This window comes from Pseudomonas sp. (assembly GCF_035497915.1).
Lineage (GTDB): Bacteria > Pseudomonadota > Gammaproteobacteria > Pseudomonadales > Pseudomonadaceae > Serpens.
This window is the reverse complement of record NZ_DATJCS010000039.1, coordinates 33772-57553: the sequence shown is the minus strand read 5'-3', so window position 1 is coordinate 57553 and position 23782 is coordinate 33772. Positions and strand designations below refer to the sequence as shown.

General features: G+C 66.1%; 22 protein-coding genes. 13 read left to right on the top strand and 9 right to left on the bottom strand.

What is annotated here, in order from left to right; genetic code table 11:
- Positions 1-3: 3 nt before the first annotated feature.
- Both VL129_RS12235 and VL129_RS12230 read left to right on the top strand, forming a co-directional pair.
- Positions 4-618, top strand: coding sequence for a lysophospholipid acyltransferase family protein (locus tag VL129_RS12235; protein ID WP_325413095.1), 615 nt, complete (start codon positions 4-6; stop codon positions 616-618).
- Position 619: 1 nt separating this feature from the next.
- A complete protein-coding gene (locus VL129_RS12230; RefSeq protein ID WP_325413094.1) occupies positions 620-1549 on the top strand; it encodes a phosphatidate cytidylyltransferase in 930 nt (309 codons plus the stop codon).
- On the opposite strand, the gene VL129_RS12225 is transcribed toward VL129_RS12230, so the two are convergent.
- The 6 genes from VL129_RS12225 to VL129_RS12200 all read right to left on the bottom strand — a co-directional run bounded on the left by VL129_RS12225 (position 1550) and on the right by VL129_RS12200 (position 5010).
- A complete protein-coding gene (locus VL129_RS12225; RefSeq protein ID WP_325413093.1) occupies positions 1550-2071 on the bottom strand; it encodes a DUF3299 domain-containing protein in 522 nt (173 codons plus the stop codon).
- 64 nt (positions 2072-2135) lie between these two features.
- Positions 2136-2387 carry a GlsB/YeaQ/YmgE family stress response membrane protein gene (locus tag VL129_RS12220; protein ID WP_027588819.1) on the bottom strand — a complete coding sequence of 84 codons (252 nt, stop codon included), beginning with the start codon at positions 2385-2387 and terminating at the stop codon, positions 2136-2138.
- Positions 2388-2648: 261 nt separating this feature from the next.
- Positions 2649-3734 (bottom strand): 5-(carboxyamino)imidazole ribonucleotide synthase, encoded by a 1086-nt coding sequence (locus VL129_RS12215; protein WP_325413092.1) that lies wholly within the window; start codon positions 3732-3734, stop codon positions 2649-2651.
- 22 nt (positions 3735-3756) lie between these two features.
- A complete protein-coding gene (gene purE, locus VL129_RS12210; RefSeq protein ID WP_325413091.1) occupies positions 3757-4248 on the bottom strand; it encodes a 5-(carboxyamino)imidazole ribonucleotide mutase in 492 nt (163 codons plus the stop codon).
- 170 nt (positions 4249-4418) lie between these two features.
- Positions 4419-4703, bottom strand: coding sequence for a helix-turn-helix domain-containing protein (locus VL129_RS12205; RefSeq protein WP_325413090.1), 285 nt, complete (start codon positions 4701-4703; stop codon positions 4419-4421).
- Entirely contained in the window at positions 4696-5010 is a 315-nt protein-coding gene (locus tag VL129_RS12200; RefSeq protein ID WP_325413089.1) for a transcriptional regulator, read from the bottom strand. The genes VL129_RS12205 and VL129_RS12200 overlap by 8 nt, the downstream gene beginning before the upstream one ends.
- Before the next feature lie 110 nt (positions 5011-5120).
- On the opposite strand from VL129_RS12200, the gene ggt reads away from it, so the two are divergent.
- Positions 5121-6839: a gamma-glutamyltransferase gene (gene ggt, locus VL129_RS12195; protein WP_325413088.1), complete on the top strand. Its 1719-nt coding sequence runs from the start codon at positions 5121-5123 to the stop codon at positions 6837-6839.
- A 414-nt stretch (positions 6840-7253) separates the two neighbouring features.
- Here the strand turns inward: ggt and VL129_RS12190 are convergent, their stop codons facing one another.
- A complete protein-coding gene (locus VL129_RS12190; protein ID WP_325413087.1) occupies positions 7254-8162 on the bottom strand; it encodes a LysR substrate-binding domain-containing protein in 909 nt (302 codons plus the stop codon).
- Between the two features lie 237 nt (positions 8163-8399).
- Here VL129_RS12190 and VL129_RS12185 point away from each other — a divergent pair, with 237 nt between their 5' ends.
- Genes VL129_RS12185 through VL129_RS12175 form a run of 3 tightly spaced genes read left to right on the top strand, consistent with a single transcriptional unit; the run spans position 8400 to position 10065 of the window.
- Positions 8400-8537, top strand: coding sequence for a hypothetical protein (locus VL129_RS12185; protein ID WP_325413086.1), 138 nt, complete (start codon positions 8400-8402; stop codon positions 8535-8537).
- A 38-nt stretch (positions 8538-8575) separates the two neighbouring features.
- Complete coding sequence (locus VL129_RS12180; protein ID WP_325413085.1) at positions 8576-9568, top strand: asparaginase; 993 nt, start codon at positions 8576-8578, stop codon at positions 9566-9568.
- 35 nt (positions 9569-9603) lie between these two features.
- Complete coding sequence (locus VL129_RS12175; protein WP_325413084.1) at positions 9604-10065, top strand: GNAT family N-acetyltransferase; 462 nt, start codon at positions 9604-9606, stop codon at positions 10063-10065.
- A 108-nt stretch (positions 10066-10173) separates the two neighbouring features.
- Here the strand turns inward: VL129_RS12175 and zwf are convergent, their stop codons facing one another.
- The gene (zwf, locus tag VL129_RS12170) at positions 10174-11601 is read right to left on the bottom strand and encodes a glucose-6-phosphate dehydrogenase (RefSeq protein ID WP_325413302.1); all 1428 of its coding nucleotides are present in this window, start codon (positions 11599-11601) and stop codon (positions 10174-10176) included.
- A gap of 117 nt (positions 11602-11718) precedes the next feature.
- Here zwf and hexR point away from each other — a divergent pair, with 117 nt between their 5' ends.
- Together hexR and VL129_RS12160 are read left to right on the top strand one after the other, a co-directional pair.
- The gene (gene hexR, locus VL129_RS12165; RefSeq protein ID WP_325413083.1) at positions 11719-12585 is read left to right on the top strand and encodes a transcriptional regulator HexR; all 867 of its coding nucleotides are present in this window, start codon (positions 11719-11721) and stop codon (positions 12583-12585) included.
- Positions 12586-12785: 200 nt separating this feature from the next.
- Positions 12786-12929 (top strand): PA3496 family putative envelope integrity protein, encoded by a 144-nt coding sequence (locus tag VL129_RS12160; RefSeq protein WP_325413082.1) that lies wholly within the window; start codon positions 12786-12788, stop codon positions 12927-12929.
- Here the strand turns inward: VL129_RS12160 and VL129_RS12155 are convergent.
- Positions 12923-13867, bottom strand: coding sequence for a LysR family transcriptional regulator (locus VL129_RS12155; RefSeq protein ID WP_325413081.1), 945 nt, complete (start codon positions 13865-13867; stop codon positions 12923-12925). The genes VL129_RS12160 and VL129_RS12155 overlap by 7 nt on opposite strands.
- A gap of 127 nt (positions 13868-13994) precedes the next feature.
- Here VL129_RS12155 and VL129_RS12150 point away from each other — a divergent pair, with 127 nt between their 5' ends.
- The 5 genes from VL129_RS12150 to VL129_RS12130 all read left to right on the top strand — a co-directional run bounded on the left by VL129_RS12150 (position 13995) and on the right by VL129_RS12130 (position 23500).
- Positions 13995-15410 carry an acetyl-CoA carboxylase biotin carboxylase subunit gene (locus tag VL129_RS12150; protein ID WP_325413080.1) on the top strand — a complete coding sequence of 472 codons (1416 nt, stop codon included), beginning with the start codon at positions 13995-13997 and terminating at the stop codon, positions 15408-15410.
- An 11-nt stretch (positions 15411-15421) separates the two neighbouring features.
- A complete protein-coding gene (oadA, locus tag VL129_RS12145; protein WP_325413079.1) occupies positions 15422-17236 on the top strand; it encodes a sodium-extruding oxaloacetate decarboxylase subunit alpha in 1815 nt (604 codons plus the stop codon).
- A gap of 369 nt (positions 17237-17605) precedes the next feature.
- Complete coding sequence (locus VL129_RS12140; RefSeq protein WP_325413078.1) at positions 17606-18121, top strand: Hcp family type VI secretion system effector; 516 nt, start codon at positions 17606-17608, stop codon at positions 18119-18121.
- A 52-nt stretch (positions 18122-18173) separates the two neighbouring features.
- On the top strand, positions 18174-20237 hold the full coding sequence (gene tssI / locus VL129_RS12135) for a type VI secretion system tip protein TssI/VgrG (RefSeq protein WP_414705198.1): 2064 nt from the start codon (positions 18174-18176) through the stop codon (positions 20235-20237).
- Positions 20234-23500 (top strand): hypothetical protein, encoded by a 3267-nt coding sequence (locus VL129_RS12130; RefSeq protein WP_325413076.1) that lies wholly within the window; start codon positions 20234-20236, stop codon positions 23498-23500. The genes tssI and VL129_RS12130 overlap by 4 nt, the downstream gene beginning before the upstream one ends.
- The last annotated feature ends 282 nt before the right edge of the window (positions 23501-23782 follow it).

Genomic DNA, 23782 nt, shown 5'->3' with positions numbered 1-23782 from the left:
CCCATGCTGAGCCGACTCTGCGCCTTCACCATCACCTCCGCCGCGCGCCTGCTGACCGGCGCGCGCAGCCTGTGGCTGGGCTGCCGGCCCGAGGCGGTGCAACGCATCTACTTCGCCAACCACAGCAGCCATATCGACTTCCTGCTGCTCTGGGCGGCGCTGCCGGCGCCGCTGCGCGCGCGCACCCGGCCGGTGGCCGGCGCCGACTACTGGCTGAAGAGCCCGCTGCGCCGCTACCTGATCACCCGGGTGTTCAACGGCGTACTGGTCGACCGGGCCGGCGACGCCGGCGGCAATCCCCTGCAGCCGCTGCTCGACGCGCTGGCGCAGGGCGATTCGCTGATCTTCTTCCCGGAGGGCACGCGCAACCGCGAGGAAGGCCTGCTGCCGTTCAAGAGCGGGCTGTATCACCTCGGCCGGGCGCATCCACAGGTGGAGCTGGTGCCCGTGTGGATCGCCAACCTCAATCGGGTGATGCCCAAGGGCCGCGCGCTGCCGCTGCCGCTGCTGTGCACCCTGAGCTTCGGCGCCCCACTGCCCGTTGGCGACGACGACAAGACGAGTTTCCTCGAAGGCGCCCGAGGGGCGCTGCTGGCCCTGGCCCCGGAGCACCTCTGAGATGGATCCACATACCCTGCTGTTGTTCGCCGGCATCGGCGCCCTGCTGCTGATCGCCTCGCTGGTCGGTTTCCTGCTCAAGCACCGGACCCGCGAGCCAAGCCCGACCATCGACAACCTCAATGCGCGCATCGCCGCCTGGTGGGTGATGGTGCTGGTGATCGGCGGCGCCTTCCTGCTCGGCCATGTGGCGGTGATCCTGCTGTTCGCCCTGGTGTCGTTCTATGCGCTGCGCGAATTCATCACCCTGACGCCGACCCGGCAGAGCGACTACTGGCCGCTGCTGGCGGCCTTCTACGTGGTGCTGCCGGTGCAGTACCTGCTGATCGGTTACAGCTGGTACGGGCTGTTCTCGATCTTCATCCCGGTCTATGTGTTCCTGCTGCTGCCGATCCTCGCCTCGCTGGGCGGCGACACCACGCGCTTCCTGGAGCGCGCCTCCAAGGTGCAGTGGGGGCTGATGATCGCGGTGTTCTGCATTTCCCACGTGCCGGCGCTGCTGACCCTGCAGATCGCCGGCTACGAGGGGCGCAACCTGTTGCTGATCGCCTGGCTGGTGCTGGTGGTGCAGCTGTCCGACGTGCTGCAGTACGTGTGCGGCAAGCTGGCCGGCAAGCGCAAGATCGCGCCCTTGCTGTCGCCGTCGAAGACCGTGGAGGGGTTCGTGGGCGGCGTCGCCTTGTCCACGCTGATCGGCGCGCTGCTGTGCTGGATCACGCCGTTCAGCTTCTGGCAGGCGCTGGGCATCGCCTTGATCGTCAATCTGCTCGGCTTCTTCGGCGGGCTGGTGATGAGCGCCATCAAGCGCGACCGCGGGGTGAAGGACTGGGGGCACATGATCGAGGGCCACGGCGGCATGCTCGATCGGCTGGATTCGGTGTGCTTCGCCGCGCCGATCTTCTTCCACCTGGTGCGCTACTTCTGGACCTGATTACTCCAGCACCCTGACCTTCGCCGCGCCCAGCGCGTAGGCCGCATCGGCCGCCGCGTTGCTGGCCGCCTCGACGCGCAGGCGGCCGTCGACTTCCAGCGGCGCGTAGATGTCGTCGATGCGGATGCCCCTGGGGTAGCGCACCAGCACGATCTGGTTCGGTGGCGGCGGTGGCACGTGGATGCAGGCGCCCGGATAGGGCACCAGGAAGAACTCGACGAAGCGTCCCTGTGCGTCGCTTTCCAGCGGCACCGGGTAGCCGGCCAGGCGGATCTCCCGGTTGTCCAGCGCCGTCACGGTGCGGGTCGAGTACATCACCTCGGGCAGGCCGGGCGCCTGCTTCAGATAGCCGCCCCCGTCGCTGAAGCCCTGGGCCTCGGCGCCGTCGTGTTCGATCTCCGGCATGGCCTCCAGCGCCGCCAGGTCCTCGGGCGGCAGCAGCTCGAGCCAGTCCAGCTCGGCGGGAGCGGCGTGCAGGGTCAGGGACAAGGTGAACAGCAGCAGGGTGACAAGGCTTCGCATGGACGACTGGCTCATGAACAGGACGGGGCCGCGCGCGACCCCGACAAAGACAACGGCGTGAGGGTCAGGTTCGCTTGCGCGTCACCATGCCATAGATCACCAGCAGGATGATCGCGCCAATCACCGCGCCGATGAATCCGGCCGGTTCGCCAGCGTCGTAGAAGCCCACCGCCTGGCCGCCGTAGGTGGCCAGCAGGGCGCCGCCGATGCCCAGCAGGATGGTCATGATCCAGCCCATGCTGTCGTCGCCCGGTTTGAGGAAGCGCGCGATCAGGCCAACGATCAGGCCGATGATGATGGTTCCGATGATGCCCATGAATCCTCCGTCCCGACGGGGGTTGCGTGGCGGACGCCACTCCGTTGCTTGGGACCGTGAGGGGGCGGGGCAGTTCGCGGCTCTGCGCAAAGCGGTGTTGATGTGCCATTGCGGGGGTTGCTACCCCTCTCCCCAGCCCTCTCCCGCAAGGGGAGAGGGAGTGGTGCCCCATGGCGGAGTCCTTGCTCCCATGTTGCCGGCTTGCACAATGGTTTCCCCTCTCCCCTCGCGGGAGAGGGGCCAGGGGAGCGGGGGCAGTTCTCAGCCCTTGGCGATCAGCGCCTGAACCTCGGCGATGCGGGCCTGCAGCGTGGCGGAATCCTTGCAGCGCAGGGTGGCGTGGCCGACCTTGCGGCCCGCCTTGAACGCCTTGCCGTAGTGGTGCAGGTGGCAGTCGGCGATACGGATGACCTGCTCGGTCGGCGGCACCGAACCGAGGAAGTTGACCATCGCGCTTTCGCCTACCTTGGCGGTCGAACCCAGTGGCAGGCCGGCGACGGCGCGCAGGTGGTTCTCGAACTGGCTGCACTCGGCGCCTTCGATGGTCCAGTGCCCGGAGTTGTGCACACGCGGGGCGATCTCGTTGGCCTTCAGGCCACCGTCCACCTCGAAGAACTCGAAGGCCAGTACGCCGACGTAATCCAGCTTGGTCAGCACACGGCTGATGTAGTCCTCGGCCAGCGTCTGCAGCGGATGCGCGCTGCTGGCGATGGACAGGTTCAGCACGCCACCCACGTGGGTGTTGTGGGACAGCGGGTAGAAGCGGGTTTCCCCGTCGCGACCGCGCACCGCCACCAGCGACACCTCGCCGGTAAAGGGTACGAAGCCTTCGAGGATGCAGGGCACGCTGCCCAGCTCGGCGAAGGCGCCGGTCACGTCGGCGGGCTGGCGCAGCACCTTCTGGCCCTTGCCGTCGTAGCCCAGGGTACGGGTCTTGAGCACCGCCGGCAGGCCGATGGCGGCCACCGCGGCGTCCAGGTCGGCCTGCGACTGGATGTCGGCGAAATCGGGGGTGGGAATGCCCAGTTCCTTGAACAGGGACTTCTCGAACCAGCGGTCGCGGGCGATGCGCAGGGGCTCGGCGGCCGGGTACACCGGCACGTACTTCGCCAGGAAGGCGACGGTTTCCGCCGGCACGTTCTCGAACTCGAAGGTCACCAGATCGACGCTCTCGGCCATGCGGCGCAGCGCCTCAGGGTCGTCGTAGCCGCCCAGCAGATGCTCGCCCAGCGCGGCGGCGCAGGCGTCCGGCGCCGGGTCGAGGAAGACGAAGTTCATGTCCAGCGGCGTACCCGCCAGCGCCAGCATGCGACCCAGCTGGCCGCCACCGATTACACCGATTTTCATGTTCGCGTTCCTAACTAACGTCTCAGGCCTGACGGGGGTCCGGGTTGTCCAGCACCGTGTTGGTCTGGTCTTCGCGGAACTGCTTGAGCGCCGCATGGTACTGCGGATGCTTGCCGCCGAGGATGCTCGCCGCCAGCAGCGCGGCGTTGATGGCGCCGGCCTTGCCGATGGCCAGGGTGGCGACCGGGATGCCGCCGGGCATCTGCACGATGGACAGCAGCGAGTCCACGCCGGAGAGCATCGACGACTGCACCGGCACGCCGAGCACCGGCAGGTGGGTCTTGGCCGCGCACATGCCCGGCAGGTGGGCGGCGCCGCCGGCACCGGCGATGATCACCTCGATGCCGCGTTCCTCGGCCTGCTCGGCGTACTGGAACAGCAGATCCGGGGTGCGGTGCGCGGACACCACCTTCACCTCGTGGGGAATGCCGAGCTTTTCCAGCATTTCCACCGTATGACTCAGGGTGCTCCAATCGGACTTGGAACCCATGATCACGCCAACCAGTGCGCTCATCCTCGTGCCTCTTTGCGGTGCGCCAGGCGGCGCGCTCAAAAACCAACAAGCCACGCGGATCGGGCGTGGCTTGTCATGTCGGGGCAAACCAGCGGGCCGGCTGGCTTGAAGGCGCGGCATTATACCGGAAAGGCGCGGCTGTCGCGCCTGTGGCTTGTCGGACCCGCCGGCTAGGCGTCGTGCAGATCGAGCAGCGCTTCGGGATGCCGTGCGGCCACGCGCAGCAGGGTCTGCGCCGCGCCAGTGGGCTGCCGGCGGCCCTGCTCCCAATCCTGCAGGGTCCGCAGACTGACCCCCAGCAATTCGGCGAAGGCGCTCTGCGTCATGCCCGTCCGGGCGCGCGCCTCTGCGGCCGGGGTCAGCCGTACTTCGGTCCGGCGCGCGGCTTGACCGGCCTTCATCTGGCGAACGGACTGGAGCAGGTCCGCCTGGAATTGCTCGAATTCCTTATCCATCGCTAATCGCCTCTTTCAGCTGCTTGAGAAAGGCCACGGGAAGGTTGTCGAAGCGCGCCTTGGCGTAGGCGATCAACAGCCAGATTTGCCCTTGCGGCAGAGCGTTGTAGTAGATGACCCGCACCCCGCCCCGCTTACCCGTCCCGGGCCGTGACCAGCGCACCTTGCGCAACCCGCCGCTGCCGGGAATGACGTCACCCGCCAGCGGATTGGCCGCCAGCCAGGCGATAAACGCCTCTCGCTCGCCATCCTCCCAGATCGTCTCGGCATAGCGCACGAAGATGTCGGTTTCGATGACGGTGTACATGACGAAGGAAGGTACGGCGATGCCGTATTCATGACAAGTACCGAGCAGCGGGAACGCCCCGCCATTTGCTGCCACACTCTGCGAGCCGCTTCGTTACCCGGAGATCCCCCATGACGCGCCTCGTTTCCCTTCTGTTGCTCAGCCTGAGCCTGTTTTCCGTCGGCCCGCTGCAGGCCGCCCGGCTGGAGGCCGCCGCCGTGGCCGCGCCGGACCGGCATTCGGCCGAAGTCGCCGCCCAGGTGCTGCGCCGCGGCGGTAACGCGGTGGATGCCGCGGTGGCCACCGGCTTCGCCCTGGCGGTGACCCACCCGGAAGCCGGCAACATCGGCGGTGGCGGCTTCATGACCCTGTTCGTGGAGGGCCAGGCCTACTTCCTCGACTACCGCGAGATGGCGCCGCAGGGCGCGCGGCGCGACATGTATCTGGATGAAAGCGGCGAGGTAGTGCCAGACCTCAGCACCGTCGGCGCCAAGGCCGCCGGCGTGCCCGGCACGGTGATGGGCCTGTGGGAGGCGCATCGCCGCTTCGGCAGCCTGCCCTGGGCCGAACTGCTGACCCCGGCCATCGTGCTGGCGCGCCAGGGCTTCATCGTCGACGAGCGGCAGGTGGCGGAGCGCGACGGGGCGGCGAAATTCTTCGCCGGACGTACCAATTTCGAGCGCTACTTCGGCGGCATGCAGGCCGGCAAGCGTTTCGTGCAGGAGGAGCTGGCGCAGACCCTGGAGCGCATCGCCGACCAGGGTCCGGAGGATTTCTACCGTGGCCGCACCGCCGAGCTGCTGGTGGCGCAGATGCAGCGCAGCGACGGGCTGATCCGCGCCACCGACCTGCACGCCTATCGCGCCATCTGGCGCGAGCCGCTGCGCTTCGACTGGCAGGGCCAGGTGGTCTACACCGCGCCGCCGCCCAGCTCCGGTGGCATCGCCCTGGCGCAGCTGCTGGGCATCAAGGCGCTGCGCGAGCAGGACTTCGCCGGCGTGCCGCTCAACTCGGCGCGCTACGTGCACCTGCTGGCGGAAATCGAGAAGCGCGTGTTCGCCGACCGCGCCGACTACCTGGGCGACCCGGATTACTTCGAAGTGCCCACCGCGCAGCTGACCGCCCCCGAGTACCTGCAGCGGCGCGCGGCGGAGATCGATCCGCAACGCATCTCACCCACCGAGGCGGTACGCCCGGGGCTGGAGTCGCCGCAGACCACGCACTTCTCCATTATCGATGCCGACGGCAACGCGGTAAGCAATACCTATACCCTGAACCTGGATTTCGGTAACGGGCTGGTGGTGGAGGGCGCCGGCTTCCTGCTCAACAACGAGATGGACGACTTCAGCGCCAAGCCCGGCGTGGCCAACGCCTTCGGGGTGATCGGCAGCGACGCCAACGCCATCGACGCCGGCAAGCGCATGTTGTCGTCGATGAGCCCGACGGTGCTGACCCGCGACGGGGCGGTGACGCTGGCCATCGGCACGCCCGGCGGCTCGCGGATCTTCACCACCGTCTTCCAGGTGCTCAGCAACATCTACGACCACGGGCTGCCGCTGCCCGAGGCGCTGAAGGCGCAGCGCGTGCATCACCAACTGCTGCCCAGGGACACGATCTTTCTCGACCCCCATTCGCCGCTCAAGGGCCAGGCCGCCCAGGAGCTGCGGGCGATGGGCTACACGCTGACCGAGCAGGGCTGGCCGATGGGCGACGTGCAGGCGGTGCAGGTGCTCGACGGTCGCCCGCTGCCGGCTTCCGACCCGCGCGGACGGGGCGAGACGCGGGTGGTGGAAGTCAGCCGCGCGCCGCAGGCGGAGGGCGCAGCGCCGGTTGTCGAGCCGGCGTTGTAGGGCGACCTCCTGCCAACGCCGAACCCTGTAGGGCCGGGTTTACGCCGGCCGATGGAGGTCGGAACGACTCGAAGGCGTGGAATGCAGCGCCGCTGGCCGGCGGCCCTACACAGGGTCGGAGCCGTACCCGCTTCCTGCCAACACAGAACCCTGTAGGGCCGGACCTACCCGGCCGGGTTTACCCCGGCCGACGGAGGTCGGAACGACACGAAGGCGTGGAATGCAGCGCCGCTGGCCGGCGTAAAGCCGGCCCTACAGAGGGTCGGAGCCGTACCCACTTCTCCTGCCAACCAGAACCCTGTAGGGCCTGACCTACCCGGCCGGGTTTACCCCGGCCGGCGCGGGTCGGAGCGACTCGAAGGTGGTGGAACCTTCAGCGCCGCTGGCCGGCGTAAAGCCGGCCCTACAGGGATCTCAGGCGGGTTCGGCGCCCGCCTCCATCAGCTTGCGCCACAGCAGCCGCACCTGGGCCTTGCGGACCAGGGCGCAGCGGTGCAGGCGGATCTCCAGCGGCACGCGCCAGCTGGCATCGCCGCATTCCACCAGTTCGCCGCGCGTCAGCTCGGCTTCCACGCTCAGGCGCGGCACCCAGGCGACGCCCAGGCCCTGCAGCGCCATGCTCTTCAGGCTGTCGGCCATCGCCGTCTCGTAGACGGTGACGTAGCGCAGGTTGCGCTGGCGCAGCAGCGCGCCCACCGAACGGCCCAGGAAAGCGCCGGCGCTGTAGGCGAGCAACGGCACGCTGGCGCTGTCGTTCAGGTCGAACAGCGGCCGGCCCTGCGCATCCGGTGCGCACACCGGAATGATCTCGCTGTTGGCCAGGTGCAGCGAGGGGAAGATCTCCGGGTCCATCTGCAGCACGGCGTCCGGATCATGGAACGCCAGCATCAGGTCGCAGGTGCCCTCGCGCAGCGCATGCACCGCCTCGCCCACGTTGGTGGCCACCAGCCGCGAGGCGAAATGGATGCCCTCGTTGCGCAGGCCGGCCACCCACTGGGGGAAGAAGCCCAGCGCCAGCGAGTGCGCGGCGGCCACCTGCAGCACCTCGCCCTGCTGGCCCTCCAGGTGATGCAGGTGACGCAGCGCCTCGCCGAGCTGCTCGACCACGTTGCGCGCGGTGACCAGGAACAGCTGGCCCGCCTCGGTGAGCTCCACCGGCGTATGGCTGCGGTTGACCAGCGTCAGCCCGAGCACCTCCTCCAGGCTGCGGATGCGCCGACTGAAGGCCGGCTGGGTCACGAAACGCCGCTCGGCGGCCTTGGAAAAGCTGCGCGTGGTGGCCAGCGCGACAAAATCCTCCAGCCACTTGGTCTCCAGATTCATGCCATCCCTCGCTCTGCTCACGGGCCTGGAAAAGTCACAGCAAGGTTATGCCGTTTGTGCATAGGACAGCAATTAAAGGCATTGGTCGACGATCGGTCGCAGACCCTATGATTCGGGCGCTCGCAGACACAACCTGCTTCCCGCTTACTTGTCATGGTCATGCAGACAAGGCCAACCCGACCGGGCGCCCAGCTTCTGACCATCAGCGCCAAAAGCGCCATCCCCAGGAGTACCAACATGCGTATCAACGCACGCCCGATGACCACCGCCGTCCAGCCGCCGGCCCGCTACATGCCTTTCCTCGGCCTGGCCTTCACCAGCTCCAAGGCCAACCGCACCGCCAAGGCACTGGCCAGCGCCACCCAGCGCGTTTAAGTTTCGCCCCAGGGCTTTTCCCTTGCCCTGGGAGGAACATGCGCACACTGATTCTCTATACCGGTGGCACCATCGGCATGCACGCCAGTGCGGCCGGTCTGGTGCCCGCCGGTGGCTTCGAGGCCCGCCTGCGGGCCGAAGCGGCCCGTCGTCCAAACGCCCCCTCCGTGGATTGGCGTTTCCGCGAACTCTCCCCGCCCATCGACAGCGCCAACATGAGCCAGGCCCACTGGCTGGCCATGCGTGACGTCATTGTCGAAGCCGTCGAGCGGGACGCTTGCCAGGCAGTGCTGGTGCTGCACGGCACCGACACGCTGGCCTACAGCGCCGCCGCCCTGAGCTTTCTGTTGCTTGGCCTGCCCGTTCCGGTCGTGCTGACCGGCTCCATGCTGCCCGCCAGCGTGCCCGGGAGCGACGCCTGGGACAATCTGTTCGGCGCCTTGCGGCATCTGGCGGAGGGTGCCGCACCGGGTGTGCATCTGTTCTTCCATGGCCATCTGCTGCAGGGCACGCGGGTGACCAAGCGCAGCAGCGAGCAGTTCGACGCCTTTGCCGAGACCCTGCGCCCCGTCGCGCATCCTCGATTCCTGTCCCTGCCCGCACCCGATTACCGTATCCCGCGCCGGGAAGTGAAGCTGGCTTGCCTTCCCCTACACCCCGGTCTGCGCGCCGAGCATGTGCAGGCCCTGCTAGACACCGGGCTGCAGGCCTTGCTGCTGGAGTGCTACGGCAGTGGCACGGGCCCGGCCGATAACGCCGCGCTGATCGAGGTCCTGCGCCAGGCCCACACACGCGGCGTGGTCCTCGCCGCCATCAGCCAGTGCCCGGAAGGCCGGGTGGATTTCACCACCTACGCCGCCGGCAGCCAGCTGGCCGCCTGCGGCGTGATTGGCGGTGGCGGCATGACCCGCGAAGCCGCGCTGGCCAAGCTGTTCGCCCTGCTCGGCGCCGGCCTGGAACAAAAGGCGGTCGAAACCCTGTTTGGCGAAGACCTGTGCGGGGAGCTGACCGGAACGGGCACTAGCCACTAAGATTGGCGCGTCTGTGCTTGCCGAGGATGTGCGTCATGAGCCGCCGTTTACCCGTGGAAATCCGCCCGGTCGGGCCCGACGACCATGACGCCTGGCTGCCCCTGTGGCAGGGCTACCAGCGCTTCTACATGATGAGCCTGGAGCCGGCGGTCAGCGCCGCCACCTGGCAGCGCTTTCTGGATGCCAGCGAAGGCCAGCACGCCGCCCTCGCCTGGGCCGATGGCCAGGCGGTGGGTCTGGTGCACTGGTTGTATCACCGCAACACCTGGACGCTGAATCCGGTCTGCTACCTGCAGGACCTGTTCATTGCCCGCGACCTGCGCAGCCAGGGCGTCGGTCGCCAGCTGATCGAGCATGTCGAGCAGCAGGCCCGCCAGGTACCCTGCGACGAACTCTACTGGCTGACCCACGAGACCAACACCAACGCCATCCGCCTGTACGCGCGGGTGGCCGAGCGCACCGGCTTCGTGCAGTTTCTGAAGAAGCTCAAGGGCTGAGAGCCGCTATTCCGGCCGACAGCGGTGGGCTGAAACCACTCCGCTGGCCGGCGTAACGCCGGCCCTACAGGATTCGTAGCGCCGGCACACGCATGGCGCTCGGGGCAGTCACTCGTGCCAGCGCCGCTCGCTGTTCTCCAGCAGGCTGGCGGCCTGGTCCGGGCCGTTGCTGCCGGCCGGGTAGGGCTTCGGGCGCTGGTAGTACTCCTGCCAGCCCTGCAGGATCGGGTCGATCCAGCGCCAGGCGGCCTCCACCTCGTCGCGACGCATGAACAGCGTCGAATCGCCCTCGATCACGTCCAGCAGCAGCCGCTCGTAGGCCTCCCAGCGCCGCCGCTGGCGGAAGGCATCGGCCAGGTTCAGGTCCAGCTCCACCGGCTCCAGGCTCATGCCCTTGCCCGGCTGCTTGGCCATCAGCTGCAGGCTGATGCGCTCTTCCGGCTGCAGGCGGATGATCAGCCGGTTGGCCTCGCTGCCATTGAACAGGCGGTGTGGCACCGGCTTGAACTGGATAACGATCTCCGACGTCTTGCGCGCCATGCGCTTGCCGGTACGCAGGTAGAACGGCACGCCGGCCCAGCGCCAGTTGTCGATTTCCGCCTGCACAGCGACGAAGGTTTCGGTGTCGCTGTCGTTGTCGACGTTCTTCTCGAAGTAGTAAGCCGGCACGTCGTGGCCGCCGATGCGCCCGGCCACGTACTGGCCGCGCACCGTCTTGTCCTGCACATCCAGGCCGGTGATCGGCTTGAGCGCCTCGAGCACCTTGACCTTCTCGCTGCGCACCGAGTCGGCGTCGAAGCGCACCGGCGCCTCCATGGCCACCAGGCACAAGAGCTGCAGCAGGTGGTTCTGCAGCATGTCGCGCATGGCGCCGGCGTGATCGTAGTAAGCGCCGCGGTTTTCCACGCCAAGGGTCTCGCACACGCTGATCTGCACGTGGTCGATGTGTCCGGAACGCCACACCGGTTCGAACAGGGCATTGGCGAAGCGCAGCGCCATGAGGTTCTGCACCGTTTCCTTGCCCAGGTAGTGGTCGATGCGGAAGATCTGCGGCTCTTCGAACGCCTGGCCGATGCCGGCGTTGATCGCCTGGGCGGAGGCCAGCGAACGGCCAATGGGCTTTTCCAGCACGATGCGGGTGTGCTCGCCGGTCAGCCGGGCGGTGGCCAGCGAAGCGGCAATGTCCTGGAACAGGTCCGGCGCGGTGGCCATGTAGTAGATGCGCCCCCGTCGGCAGGCGCCCTGCTCCAGGTAGCGGGCCAGGCGGCCATAATCGGCGCTCTGGCTGGCGTCCATGGCCAGATAGTCCAGACGCGCGGCGAAGCCCTGCCAGGCCTCGAGGTCGAAGGTGGCGCGTGGAATGTGCGCGCGACAATGGCGCTCGGCCAATGCCTGATAGGCGGCGCGCTGCAGCGGCTGGCGCGCCAGGGCCAGAATGCGCATGTCCGCCGGCAGGCGGCCATCGCGATGCAAGTGATAAAGGGCCGGCAGCAGCTTGTGCAACGCCAGGTCGCCCGTGCCGCCGAAAACCAGCATGTCGCAGGGAAGTGTCACCGGTCACGCTCCAGAGTTGGCCTCGTGCTGGCAGTGTCATGTAGTATCACTACAAAACCCACTACAGCCCCGGCCGCCGATCATACCCGAGTCCCGCCCTTGAATCTGTTGCAGCACATTGCCCAGTCCCGCCACCTGCTCCGCAAGTCGGAGCTCAAGGTCGCCGACCATCTCCTGCTCGATCCCGCTGCTGTCATCCACAGCTCCATGGCGGATCTGGCCCATAACGTTGGAGTCAGCGAGCCCACCATCGTGCGTTTTTGCCGCGCCATCGGCTGCAACGGCTTCCAGGATCTCAAGCTCCGGCTGGCGCAGAGCCTGGCCGCCGGCGCCAGCTTCGGCCAGTTCGCCATTCGCGAGGACGATTCGGTCACCGACTTCAGCCTGAAGATCTTCGACACCACCCTGCACACGCTGATGGAAGTGCGCGAGCGGCTGAGCGTCGAATCGCTGGAGCGGGCCATCGCCGCCATCGCCAAGGCGCAGCGCGTGGAGTTCTACGGCTTCGGCGCCTCCGGCGCGGTGGCCACCGACGCCCAGCACAAGTTCTTCCGCCTGCTGCTGACCGCCGCCGCCTATTCCGACCCGCACATGCAGGCGATGTCGGCGGTGACCCTCAAGCCGGGCGACGTGGCCATCTGCATCTCGCAGTCCGGGCGTTCCAAGGACCTGCTGACCACCGCGCACCTGGTGCGCGAGACCGGCGCCACGCTGATCACCCTGTGCCCGGGCCAGACGCCGCTGGCCGAGCTGTCGGACATCAACCTGGCCATCGACGTGCAGGAAGACACCGAGATCTACACCCCGCTGACCTCGCGCATCGCCCACCTGGTGGTGATCGACGTGCTGGCCATGGGCGTAGCCATGGCGCGCGGCCCGGATCTGGTCGAACACCTCAAGAGCGTCAAGCGCAGCCTGCGCAGCCTGCGCCTGTCGCCCAAGTCGGTGAAGAGCCAGGAAGACTGAAGCCCCGCTTTTGTGGGAGCGGCTTCAGCCGCGATGCTCTGTGCAGCCCATGCCAGAAGCTCGCGACTGAAGTCGCTCCTACAGGTTCCATGCTGCACGCCGCCTGTCACCCTTAACCCGCCTGTCAGCAAACCGTCCCGCAACCGTCATTTCCCCTTGCAAGGCTGAAGCTCCCACACATCACGTTCGGGAGACTCGCCATGCGCCGTCACGTCGATACCTACCCCCAGGATGATGCCAAGGCCCGCCGCAAGCAGGAGGAAATCCGCCGCATGCGCTACCGCCGGGCCATCGAACGCTACTGGGAGGAGCGTCAGCTGCACGCCACGCTGAGCCCCTACTGAATCCGCTGCGCGAAGCGCTCGGCCAGGGCGGTGAGGCTGCCGCGCTCGCGGCGCACGTAGTCGAAGAACGCCTGCGCCACCGGCGACAGCTGCTTGTCGCGCGCATGCACCACGCACCAGCTGCGCCGCAGCGGCAGTTCGGCCACCGGCAGCTCGACCAGCTCGCCATTGGCCAGCTCGCGGCGCACCGCGTGACGCGGCAGCAACGCCAGGCCCAGCCCGGCGATAGCGCCTTCGCGCTGCGCTTCCAGCGAACCGAGTTCCAGCGTCTGCGGGAAATGCGCACGCTTCTGGTGGCAGTACTCCTCGGTCACCGCGCGCGTGGCCGAGCCCTGCTCGCGCACCAGCAGCAGGTGGCCGGTCAGATCCTGTAGCTGCAGGCCGCTGAGTTGCGCCAGCGGATGATCCGGCCGCGCCACAGCGATGATCGGATTGTCCAGAAACGGCAGGAACTCCAGGCCCATGTCGGCCGGGACCATGGTCAGGATCAGCAGGTCGTCACGGTGCACCGACAGGCGCTTGAGCGCCTGGGCATGATTGACCACGGCCAGTTGCAGGCTGACTTCCGGATGGCGCGCGCGGAACCCCGCGAACAGATGCGGCCCGAAATACTGGGCACTGGATTCCACCGCCAGGCGCAACTGACCCTGCAGCGAGCCGCGCAGGTCGGACAGCTGCATGTCGAGGTTTTCCAGACGACCGAGCACATCCAGACAGGCGCGCTGCAGCGCCTCGGCGGCTTCGGTCAGGTGCAGCTTGCGCGCCACGTACTCGAACAGCGGCTGGCCAATCAGCTCCTCCAGCTGACGCATCTGCAGGCTGATGGCCGGCTGGGAAAGCGCCATGGCTTCGGCGGCGCGGCTGTAGGAGCGGTGATCGCAAACCGCGAGAAACAGCTGCATCTGGCGCAGCGTCAGGCGATTGAGAGGCTTGCGCATGTCTGACCTCGTGCCAATTTGTGCCCTTGTATAAGTTTTTACTTATCCAGAGGCAAATAAATATTGATTTTCCTTACTTGGCGAACCGGGCGTAGGGTTTGACGCAACCGATGGCGAGGACCACCCAGTGATCAAGAAAATCCTCATCGCCAACCGCGGCGAGATTGCCGTGCGCATCGTGCGCGCCTGCGCCGAGATGGGCATCCGTTCGGTGGCGGTGTACTCCGAGGCCGACCGCCATGCGCTGCACGTGAAGCGCGCCGACGAGGCCTACAACCTCGGTGACGACCCGCTGGCCGGCTACCTGAATCCGCGCAAGCTGGTGAACCTGGCGGTGGAAACCGGCTGCGATGCGCTGCACCCCGGCTACGGCTTCCTGTCCGAGAATGCCGAGCTGGCTGACATCTGCGCCGAGCGCGGCATCATCTTCATCGGCCCGTCCGCCGAGGTCATCCGCCGCATGGGCGACAAGACCGAGGCGCGCCGCTCGATGATTGCCGCTGGCGTGCCGGTCACCCCGGGTACCGAAGGCAACGTCGCCGACCTGGACGAAGCGCTGCGCGAGGCCGAGCGGCTCGGCTACCCGGTGATGCTCAAGGCCACCTCCGGTGGCGGCGGACGCGGCATCCGCCGCTGCAACGACCGCGCGGAACTGGAATACGCCTGGCCGCGGGTGATTTCCGAGGCCACCAAGGCGTTCGGCAACGCCGAGGTGTTCCTGGAAAAGTGCATCGTCAACCCGAAGCACATCGAGGTGCAGATCCTCGCCGACCGCTTCGGCAATACCGTGCACCTGTTCGAGCGCGACTGCTCGATCCAGCGCCGCAACCAGAAGCTCATCGAGATCGCCCCCAGCCCGCAGCTGACCCCCGAACAGCGCGCCTATATCGGCGAATTGGCGGTGCGCGCCGCCAAGGCGGTGAGCTACGAAAACGCCGGCACCGTGGAGTTCCTGCTCGCCGAGGGCGAGGTGTACTTCATGGAGATGAACACCCGCGTGCAGGTGGAGCACACCATCAGCGAGGAAATCACCGGCATCGACATCGTGCGCGAGCAGATCCGCATCGCCTCGGGCCTGCCGCTGTCCGTGCAGCAGGACGACATCCAGCATCGCGGCTTCGCCCTGCAGTTCCGCATCAACGCCGAGGACCCGCGCAACAACTTCCTGCCCTGCTTCGGCAAGATCACCCGCTACTACGCCCCCGGCGGCCCGGGCGTGCGTACCGACACGGCGATCTACACCGGCTACACCATTCCGCCGTATTACGACTCGATGTGCCTGAAGCTGATCGTCTGGGCGCTGACCTGGGAAGAAGCCGTCGCCCGCGGCTCGCGCGCGCTGGACGACATGCGCCTGCAGGGGGTGAAGACCACCGCCACCTATTACCAGCAGATCCTGGCCAATCCGGATTTTCGCAGCGGCCGCTTCAACACCAGCTTCGTCGACGAGCACCCGGAACTGCTGAACTACTCGATCAAACGCAAGCCGGGCGAACTGGCCCTGGCCATTGCCGCGGCGATCGCCGCCCACGCCGGCCTGTGAGGGACTGAACCATGACCAAGAAGATCACCGTTACCGACACCATCCTGCGTGATGCGCACCAGTCGCTGCTGGCCACCCGCATGCGCACCGAGGACATGCTGCCGATCTGCGACAAGCTGGATCGCGTCGGCTACTGGTCGCTGGAAGTCTGGGGCGGCGCCACCTTCGACGCCTGCGTGCGCTTCCTCAAGGAAGACCCGTGGGAACGCCTGCGCCAGCTGCGCGCCGCGCTGCCCAACACCCGTCTGCAGATGCTGCTGCGCGGCCAGAACCTGCTCGGCTATCGCCACTACAGCGACGACGTGGTGGAAGCCTTCGTCGCCAAGGCGGCCGAGAACGGCATCGACGTGTTCCGCATCTTCGACGCCATGAACGACGTACGGAACCTGGAAACCGCCATCCGTGCGGTGAAGAAGAGCGGCAAGCACGCCCAGGGCACCCTCTGCTACACCACCAGCCCGGTGCACACCATCGACGCCTTCGTCGAGCAGGCCCGGCAGATGGCCGCGATGGGCGTCGACTCCATCGCCATCAAGGACATGGCCGGCCTGCTGACGCCCTATGCCACCGGCGCGCTGGTCAAGGCCCTCAAACAAGCCCTGCCGCAGCTGGAGGTGGTGGTGCACTCCCACGACACCGCCGGCGTGGCCAGCATGTGCCAGCTCAAGGGCATCGAGAACGGCGCCGACCGCATCGACACAGCCATCTCCAGCCTGGCCTGGGGCACCAGCCACCCGGGCACCGAGTCCATGGTCGCCGCCCTGCGTGGCAGCGAGTACGACACCGGCCTGGATCTGGAACTGCTGCAGGAAATCGGCCTGTACTTCTACGCGGTGCGCAAGAAGTACCACCAGTTCGAGAGCGAATTCACCGGCGTGGACACCCGCGTGCAGGTCAACCAGGTGCCTGGCGGGATGATTTCCAACCTGGCCAACCAGCTCAAGGAGCAGGGCGCGCTGCACCGCATGGACGAAGTGCTGGCGGAAATCCCCAAGGTGCGCCAGGACCTCGGCTACCCGCCGCTGGTCACCCCCACCTCGCAGATTGTCGGCACCCAGGCGTTCTTCAACGTGCTGGCCGGCGAGCGCTACAAGACCATCACCAACGAGGTGAAGCTGTACCTGCAGGGCCGCTACGGCAAGGCGCCGGGCGAGGTGAACGAACGGCTGCGCTTCCAGGCCATCGGCCATGAGGAAGTGATCGTCTGCCGCCCGGCCGACCTGCTCAAGCCGGAGATGGACCGCCTGCGCGCGGAGATCGGCGAGCTGGCAACGTCCGAGGAAGACGTGCTGACCTTCGCCATGTTCCCGGACATCGGCCGCAAGTTCCTGGAAGAGCGCGCCGCCGGCACCCTGACCCCCGAACCCCTGCTGCCGATTCCCGATGGCCACGGCCCGCGCGAACCGTCCGAGGAAGGTGTGCCCACCGAATTCGTCATCGACGTGCACGGCGAAACCTACCGGGTGGACATCACCGGCGTGGGCGTGAAGAGCGGCGGCAAGCGCCACTTCTTCCTGTCCATCGACGGCATGCCCGAGGAGGTGGTGTTCGAACCGCTCAACACCTTCGTGGCCGACGGCGCGGCGGGCAAGCGCAAGCCGGCCAGCGCTCCGGGCGATGTCAGCACCCATATGCCGGGCAACATCGTCGACGTGCTGGTCAAGGAAGGCGATGTGGTCAAGGCCGGTCAACCTGTACTGATCGCCGAGGCGATGAAGATGGAGACCGAGGTACAGGCGCCGATCACCGGCACGGTGAAGGCGGTGCACGTGGCCAAGGGCGACCGCGTCACGCCCGGCGAGGTGCTGATCGAGATCGCCGGCTGAGCCGCAACAGTTTCCTCATCGGGGAGCAGGATGCTCCCCTTTTTTATGGGACCGGATTTATCCCGGCCGGCCCGGAAGCCGGCTTTTCGTGGGAGCGGACTCGTCCGCGAGCCCTTTCGGCGACCGGCCAGCTTGTCGAGCCCACCCAACAGCTCGCGAATGAATTCGCTCCTACAAAAAGGAGTGGGCCGCCCTGCTGCGCAGCCTGCCGCCATCCGCCGCGCAGCTTGTTGCACAACTTCCCGTGACACGCCGCACACCACGCTTGCCATTGGCTTACAAGCCATTGATATACAAGACTTTTATGCTTCAGGCACGCCCCTTGCCAAGAGAACGGGGCAATCCCATTCACCTACAAGGAGCGTACCCATGCCAACACCCGCCTACCTGACCGTCGAAGGCAGCAAGCAGGGCCTGATCACCGCCGGCACCTTCACCGAGGACTCGGTCGGCAACATCTTCCAGGAAGGTCACGAAGACCAGATCCTGGTCCAGGCCTTCAGCCACCAGGTGATCATTCCCCGCGACCCGCAGTCCGGCCAGCCGACCGGCCAGCGCGTGCACAAGCCGCTGATGATCACCAAGGTGTTCGACAAATCCTCGCCGCTGCTCTTCAACGCCCTGACCTCCGGCGAGCGCCTGAACAAGTGCCGCCTGGAGTGGTTCCGCACCTCGGCCACCGGCACCCAGGAGCACTACTTCACCATAGAGCTGGAAGACGCGGTGATCGTCGACCTGCAGTCGCGCATGCCCAACTGCCAGGACCCGGGCATGACCCACTTCACCCACCTGGAAGACGTCTACTTCACCTACCGCAAGATCGTCTGGACCCACGAAGTCGCCGGCACCTCCGGCTCCGACGACTGGCGCGCGCCGAACGTCTGAGTCCGTATGGACGCTCCGGGAACGGAGCGTCCTTCAGTGACAGGGAATGTCTATGTCGAGCACCCGCTTCACCCTGCAACTGGCCGGGCTGGATGTTCAGGTTCTGGCCTTCGAGGCCGTGGAAGCCATCGGCCAGCCGTATACCATCGACGTGCGCCTGGTCTGCACCCGACCCGATCTGGATCTGGCCGCCCTGCTGCGTCAGCCGGCCTGGCTCGCGTTCGGCGACGGGCGCGGCCTGCATGGTCTGGTCTGGCGCATCGAGCAGAGCCAGTGCGGTCGCGACCTGAGCCACTACCGCATCGAGCTGCGCCCGGCGCTGGCCTGGCTCGAGCAACGCCGCAACAGCCGCATCTTCGAACAGAAGAGCGTGCCGCAGATCCTCCAGCACCTGCTGGCCGAGCACGGCATCCAGGGCGACGCCTGCCGCTTCTCACTCGGCAGCCCATACCCGGCGCGCGACTATTGCGTGCAGTACGCCGAGAGCGACCTGCACTTCCTGCAGCGCATGTGCGAGGAGGAAGGCCTGCATTACCACTTCCGGCACAGCGACCAGGGCCATGTGCTGGTGTTCGGCGACGACCAGACGCCCTTCCCGCGCCTGGAAACCGCGCCGATCTGCCGACCGGGCAACGTCGGCATCCAGCGTTTCGCCGTGCGCCTGGAGACCCGCAGCGACAGCGTCACGCTGCGCGATCACGATTTCGACCAGCCGCGTCTGGACATGGACAGCAGCGCCTGCGCTGAAGACACCCCGACCGCCGCGCTGGACCTCTACGACTACCCCGGCCGGTTCAACGACCGCGCCCGTGGCCGCCAGCTGGCCCGCCGCGCGCTGGAAGCCGCCCGCCATGACCGGCAACTGGCCAGCGGCGCCAGCGACCAGCCGAACCTGGCCAGCGGACATTTCCTCGACCTGCGCGACCATCCGCACAGCGACTATCAACAGCTCTGGCTGCTCACCGAAGTGCGCCATCAGGGCTATCAGCCACAGGTGCTGGAGGCCTACGCCGACAGCGACGCCACCACGCCGCAGGGCTACCGCAACAGCTTCACCGCCACACTCTGGGACGTACCCTTTCGCCTGCCGCGCCGCCATGCCCGACCGCGTCTGATCGGCAGCCAGAGCGCCGTGGTCACCGGCCCGGCCAACGAAGACATCCATTGCGACGCGCAGGGCCGCGTCCAGGTGCGCTTCCACTGGGAGCGTGAAGCGCGCGACGAATCCCGTGCCTGGCTGCGTGTGGCCAGCGGCTGGGCCGGTAACCAGTACGGCGCGCTGGCGATTCCACGGGTCGGCATGGAGGTGCTGGTCGGCTTTCTCGACGGCGACCCGGACCGGCCGCTGGTGACCGGCTGCCTCTACCACGGCGAGCACGAACCGCCCTGCCCGCTACCGGAACACCAGACGCGCAGCGTCTTCCGAACGCGCAGCTCCCCCGGCGGCGAAGGCTTCCACGAGTTGCACATCGACGACCGCCAGGGCGCCGAACGGATCTACCTCCACGCCCAGCGCGACTGGCAACAGCACATCCGCCACGACCTGCGCCTGCAAGTCGGCCACGCACAACACCAGACGGTGGGCGGCAACCGCTACAGCGAGATCCAGGGCGAACAGCACAGCCTTCTTCACGCCAACCGCCTGGGCGAAGTGAAGGCCAGCGATCACCTGACCGTCGGCAAGAGCCGGCACGTGAGGCTGGGCGACGGCCAATTCATCGAGGCCGCGCGGGAGATTCACCTGTCCAGCGGGCAGAAGATCGTCATGGCCGCCGGCAGCGCACTGACCCTCAAGGCCGGCGGCAGCTTCGTGAAACTCGACGCCAGCGGCGTGACGCTGGTGGGGGCGCAGGTGAGGGTGAACTCGGGGGGCAGTGCGGGTGTGGGGTCCGGGGCAAGGCCGGCACTGCCGGAGTTTTCCCAGAAGGGCGAAGAACTGCAGCCGGGCGACAGCGCGCCATCCACGGCCTCCTCTCGGCAGTCCACCGGACCGGAGACCGCCGCAGCACAGAGCGCGGAAACGGCACCGCTGTCGCGCGAACTGATCGTCGATGTCTGGGGCGATCCCGCGCTGGGCGACCAACTGCAACTGCTCGACTCCAGGGAGAAGGCATGAGCGAACTGAAGGATCAGTCCATCGATCAGGGCGTGCGCAAACGTACCGAATACGATGACGCCCGCCACGCGCGCCTGGTACTGAATATCGCGCGCAGCGATGGCGGCACCTTTGCCATTCCACTACTGGAAGACGCGCGCAGCACGGAAGAACAACCGAACCTGCAGAAAAACACCCTGCTCGCCGTCCTGCCGCTGGCCCGCCTGCCGGGGTACGACAGTCAAAACGAAGCGCCCAAGGGAGCACTGCCGCGGCCGGGCCGCATCTATGTCTTCTGGGGCAACCGGCTGTGGCGGGAGTTAGAGAGCGATGGCGCGGGACAGCTGTTCGAAGTGGACCTCGCCCATTGGCGCGAACAGGCCGAACAGGAGGCGGAAGCCGACGAACGCCCTCCCGTCGGCGCTCGCCAGTATCTGATCCTGCTGCCGATGCTGCTGCAGGGCCGGGCAGTAACCGGCGATCTGCATATGGCCTACAGCGAACTGCCGTGGACCTGGGAATACATCGAGTGGCTGGAGCAGGATGTTGCGCGCATTCAGCGGCGCTGCAGAAACCTGGCTCCCGCTTGGGCGGCCGCCGTGGGAAAACCCGAGCACTGGCGCGCGACCCAGGCCATGCCGGCGCTGGCCATCGACACGCTGAGCGAAGGGCTGCGGGCTCGGGACTTCGCGGTGGAGAGCAACCTGGCCGACCCGGCAACCTTTACGCCCGATTTCACCGGCTTCGCTGAAACCGAATGGGTGATGCGATTGCAGCGTGCCAAGGAAGAACTGGCCGAACACCAAGGCGACCCGCAGCCCGAGCCCTTGCCTGCACTGGAAGCTGGCGTCGATGTATTGGCCGAATTCAACCTGCGCGGCTATCCCCGACTGATTGGCTTCATACTCGACGACCCATTGTTCAGCCTTCGGCATGCCACCGCTCAGATGCGCCTGACGGGTGCCTACTCACTCTGCCAGAACGCCTTGGTCGCCCAGCATCCCCATGGCGCTTATGTCCAGGCGCTGTACAGCCTGGTCATGCGCCCCGGCGACAACCCCCTGGCACACTTGCAGGCGTATCTGGACACGCCGGGGGTGCGTGAGGCCGCACGTGAAACCCAGCGAAACGCCGCGCAAACCCACCTGAAAACGATCCTGGCGCGACTGATCGCACTGACAGACCAACTGGCGCCTTTCATCAAGGATTGGCTCTTCAGCAACGATGAGCGCTTGCTAGAGCCCTATGCATTGCTAAGCGAAATCCTCGAAGTCCTCAAGCACCCCTCGCAAAGCGATGCCCTCTACCTGGCTTCTGGCGATGATGACCTGGGAAAAGCCATCAACCGGTTAGCGGTTCAACTGCTCGAAGCCACACATGCCGTTACGCAGCCACTCCTGAATGATACGGAGCAGGCGGTTATTCGTTTGCAAGCCATGGCCGGGATTAAGCGCGAAGCCAACCCCCAGCGAATGGGTCTCAGCACGTTGCTGCAGGCGGCAGGCGAGGACTCTGCGGCATTCGATACCCTGTCGCTGAACAAGAACACCACGGCCTTGGTGGGGGACCTGATGGACATCGTCTCCACGGCAATCTGCACGCAGGTCAGCCGCCTGAGCGATGCGGTTGTCGCGGTGGAGCTGCCGCGCTTGTTTGCCCCGAGTTTCGGTGTGTTCAAGACATTGTCGCCTTCATGGCGCGGCCTGGAGCTGATGCCGCGCGGACAGGCGCTGGCGCAACGGCTGGTGATCCTTGGGGTCGAAGGTGGCGGCCTGAGTTATGGCCTGACTCCGGAAGAGCGAACAACCCTGACCACCAAGAATTACAGCCACGCCGTCGTACACGATCAGGCGGGCAATCCCCTCGCCTCCAACAGCCCGCGAAAGATGCCGAACCAACCGAACCTCGGTCGGGCCACGGTTATTGCAGCGCCCGCGGATCATCCGCATGTACGGAGTCTTAATGCCTGGAAGTTGCAGGCCAACCGCAAGATACAGGGCGTTCTGGAGACACCAACCATTCCATTGGTTGCGGTGGCTTGTGCGGTGTTCAACTTGCAGACGCAGATTGTGAGCATGAAGGAAATAGCCAATGAAGGATTAGAGGGCAAGCTACGCTATGAGTTAGGAGTTTTATCAGCAACCCTCGACATGATTGTTGCACTAGCCAACTTAAGCAAACCAGTTCTAGGGTCAAGCAGCTCGCTCGTTCAAATACTCGAAAAGCCTCGCTTCAATGTCGCGAAGATCTCCGAGAAATGGGCGAAAAGCCTAGAATTATTAACTGGCAGTTCAAGACTTACACTGCTCCGAGCCATATCTGGAGCAGCGATGTCCATTACTAGTTTACTGAGTGCATGGGACGCCTCCCGCGCCTGGCGCCAAGGCGATTATAATGCCGCACTCGCCTATGGTGTGCTGGCCACTTCCGGCTCTGCTTTGTGGACAGCCGCCACATTGGGCATGGCGATAAATCCCATGGTGCTGCTGATCAGCGGGTTGATATTCATAGGCGGCAGCCTGCTGGCCAACTGGCTCATCGACACCGATCTCGAAGCGCTGGCGAAACATGGCCCCTTCGGCAAGGAGCATCCAAAGTCCGACGATGAACGTTTCGGCCACTTGCGCGACCCATGGAACGCCTACACGCAACTGCTCGGCATTCTGGGCAAGCCGATCATTCAGGTGGTGCCCCTATCCGAATGGCGAAAGAACGCCCCATTAAAGCATCGTGCGGTACTACGCCAAGTCGCCTCCGAACGCTCGTCAATGCCGTTGGGCTGCCAACCCACGCAGATGCAACCACTGGAAGACGGCGACTGGGTAATGACCCTTCAATCGCCCCTGCTCCCCATGTTCCAAGGAGGGCGAGACTTTGTATTGCTGCCCGAAGAACAGGTCCAGGCCCTCCCGCGTAGCGATGCCGCCAGAATGCAGCCGCTTCACCGAAAAGCGATCAATGAATTCAAACTGAATGCATGTCCACTGGACGAAAGCACGTTGCTTTACGTACTACCTCGGCAATTTCCTCCGGTACAACTAACTCCGCGAGAGCGATATCACTATACGATTGCCCAGCGAGTGGTTCTTCGCGCCCAATTCCATCTGAGCCAGCCCGGGAAATTGAAAGCCCAAGGTGGCCCGGCAAAAACGCTGGTCCTACCCCAGCCGAGCCCCAAACGCTGGCAAGCCTGGCAAGAGACATTCAGAAGACAGCCGACTCCAGCGATCCTTTCGAACGACGCCCCTTATTGGCTGATCGAAACCACGGAATTCAAGGCATGAGCGCAAAAGACCACAGCATTCCCTACGGCCCCGGCGCCTATCGCAGTGATGCGCTTCCCGATCTACCCCTGTCCCGCCAACAGCAAGGGGGACTGTTCGAGACGCCGCTGCGCCGGGGACATTACGCCGGACTGGACTCTCCCGTGGAGGTTGAGTCACAACTGGAAAGCGAAGCCCATAAGGCATATGAACAGCAGCTTACCGAAGGGCAACAGCCACTCATCTTCTGTGATGCGCAGCGCTGGAGATTCCAAAACACTAGCTTTATTCCTTACCTAATCT

Coding starts and splice junctions, on each gene's coding strand:
- VL129_RS12235 (WP_325413095.1), top strand. CDS start 4: ATGCTGAGCCGACTCTGCGCCTTCACCATCACCTCCGCCGCGCGCCTG.
- VL129_RS12230 (WP_325413094.1), top strand. CDS start 620: ATGGATCCACATACCCTGCTGTTGTTCGCCGGCATCGGCGCCCTGCTG.
- VL129_RS12225 (WP_325413093.1), bottom strand. CDS start 2,071: ATGCGAAGCCTTGTCACCCTGCTGCTGTTCACCTTGTCCCTGACCCTG.
- VL129_RS12220 (WP_027588819.1), bottom strand. CDS start 2,387: ATGGGCATCATCGGAACCATCATCATCGGCCTGATCGTTGGCCTGATC.
- VL129_RS12215 (WP_325413092.1), bottom strand. CDS start 3,734: ATGAAAATCGGTGTAATCGGTGGCGGCCAGCTGGGTCGCATGCTGGCG.
- purE (WP_325413091.1), bottom strand. CDS start 4,248: ATGAGCGCACTGGTTGGCGTGATCATGGGTTCCAAGTCCGATTGGAGC.
- VL129_RS12205 (WP_325413090.1), bottom strand. CDS start 4,703: ATGGATAAGGAATTCGAGCAATTCCAGGCGGACCTGCTCCAGTCCGTT.
- VL129_RS12200 (WP_325413089.1), bottom strand. CDS start 5,010: ATGTACACCGTCATCGAAACCGACATCTTCGTGCGCTATGCCGAGACG.
- ggt (WP_325413088.1), top strand. CDS start 5,121: ATGACGCGCCTCGTTTCCCTTCTGTTGCTCAGCCTGAGCCTGTTTTCC.
- VL129_RS12190 (WP_325413087.1), bottom strand. CDS start 8,162: ATGAATCTGGAGACCAAGTGGCTGGAGGATTTTGTCGCGCTGGCCACC.
- VL129_RS12185 (WP_325413086.1), top strand. CDS start 8,400: ATGCGTATCAACGCACGCCCGATGACCACCGCCGTCCAGCCGCCGGCC.
- VL129_RS12180 (WP_325413085.1), top strand. CDS start 8,576: ATGCGCACACTGATTCTCTATACCGGTGGCACCATCGGCATGCACGCC.
- VL129_RS12175 (WP_325413084.1), top strand. CDS start 9,604: ATGAGCCGCCGTTTACCCGTGGAAATCCGCCCGGTCGGGCCCGACGAC.
- zwf (WP_325413302.1), bottom strand. CDS start 11,601: ATGCTGGTTTTCGGCGGCACGGGCGACCTGGCGTTGCACAAGCTGCTG.
- VL129_RS12160 (WP_325413082.1), top strand. CDS start 12,786: ATGCGCCGTCACGTCGATACCTACCCCCAGGATGATGCCAAGGCCCGC.
- VL129_RS12155 (WP_325413081.1), bottom strand. CDS start 13,867: ATGCGCAAGCCTCTCAATCGCCTGACGCTGCGCCAGATGCAGCTGTTT.
- oadA (WP_325413079.1), top strand. CDS start 15,422: ATGACCAAGAAGATCACCGTTACCGACACCATCCTGCGTGATGCGCAC.
- VL129_RS12140 (WP_325413078.1), top strand. CDS start 17,606: ATGCCAACACCCGCCTACCTGACCGTCGAAGGCAGCAAGCAGGGCCTG.
- tssI (WP_414705198.1), top strand. CDS start 18,174: ATGTCGAGCACCCGCTTCACCCTGCAACTGGCCGGGCTGGATGTTCAG.
- VL129_RS12130 (WP_325413076.1), top strand. CDS start 20,234: ATGAGCGAACTGAAGGATCAGTCCATCGATCAGGGCGTGCGCAAACGT.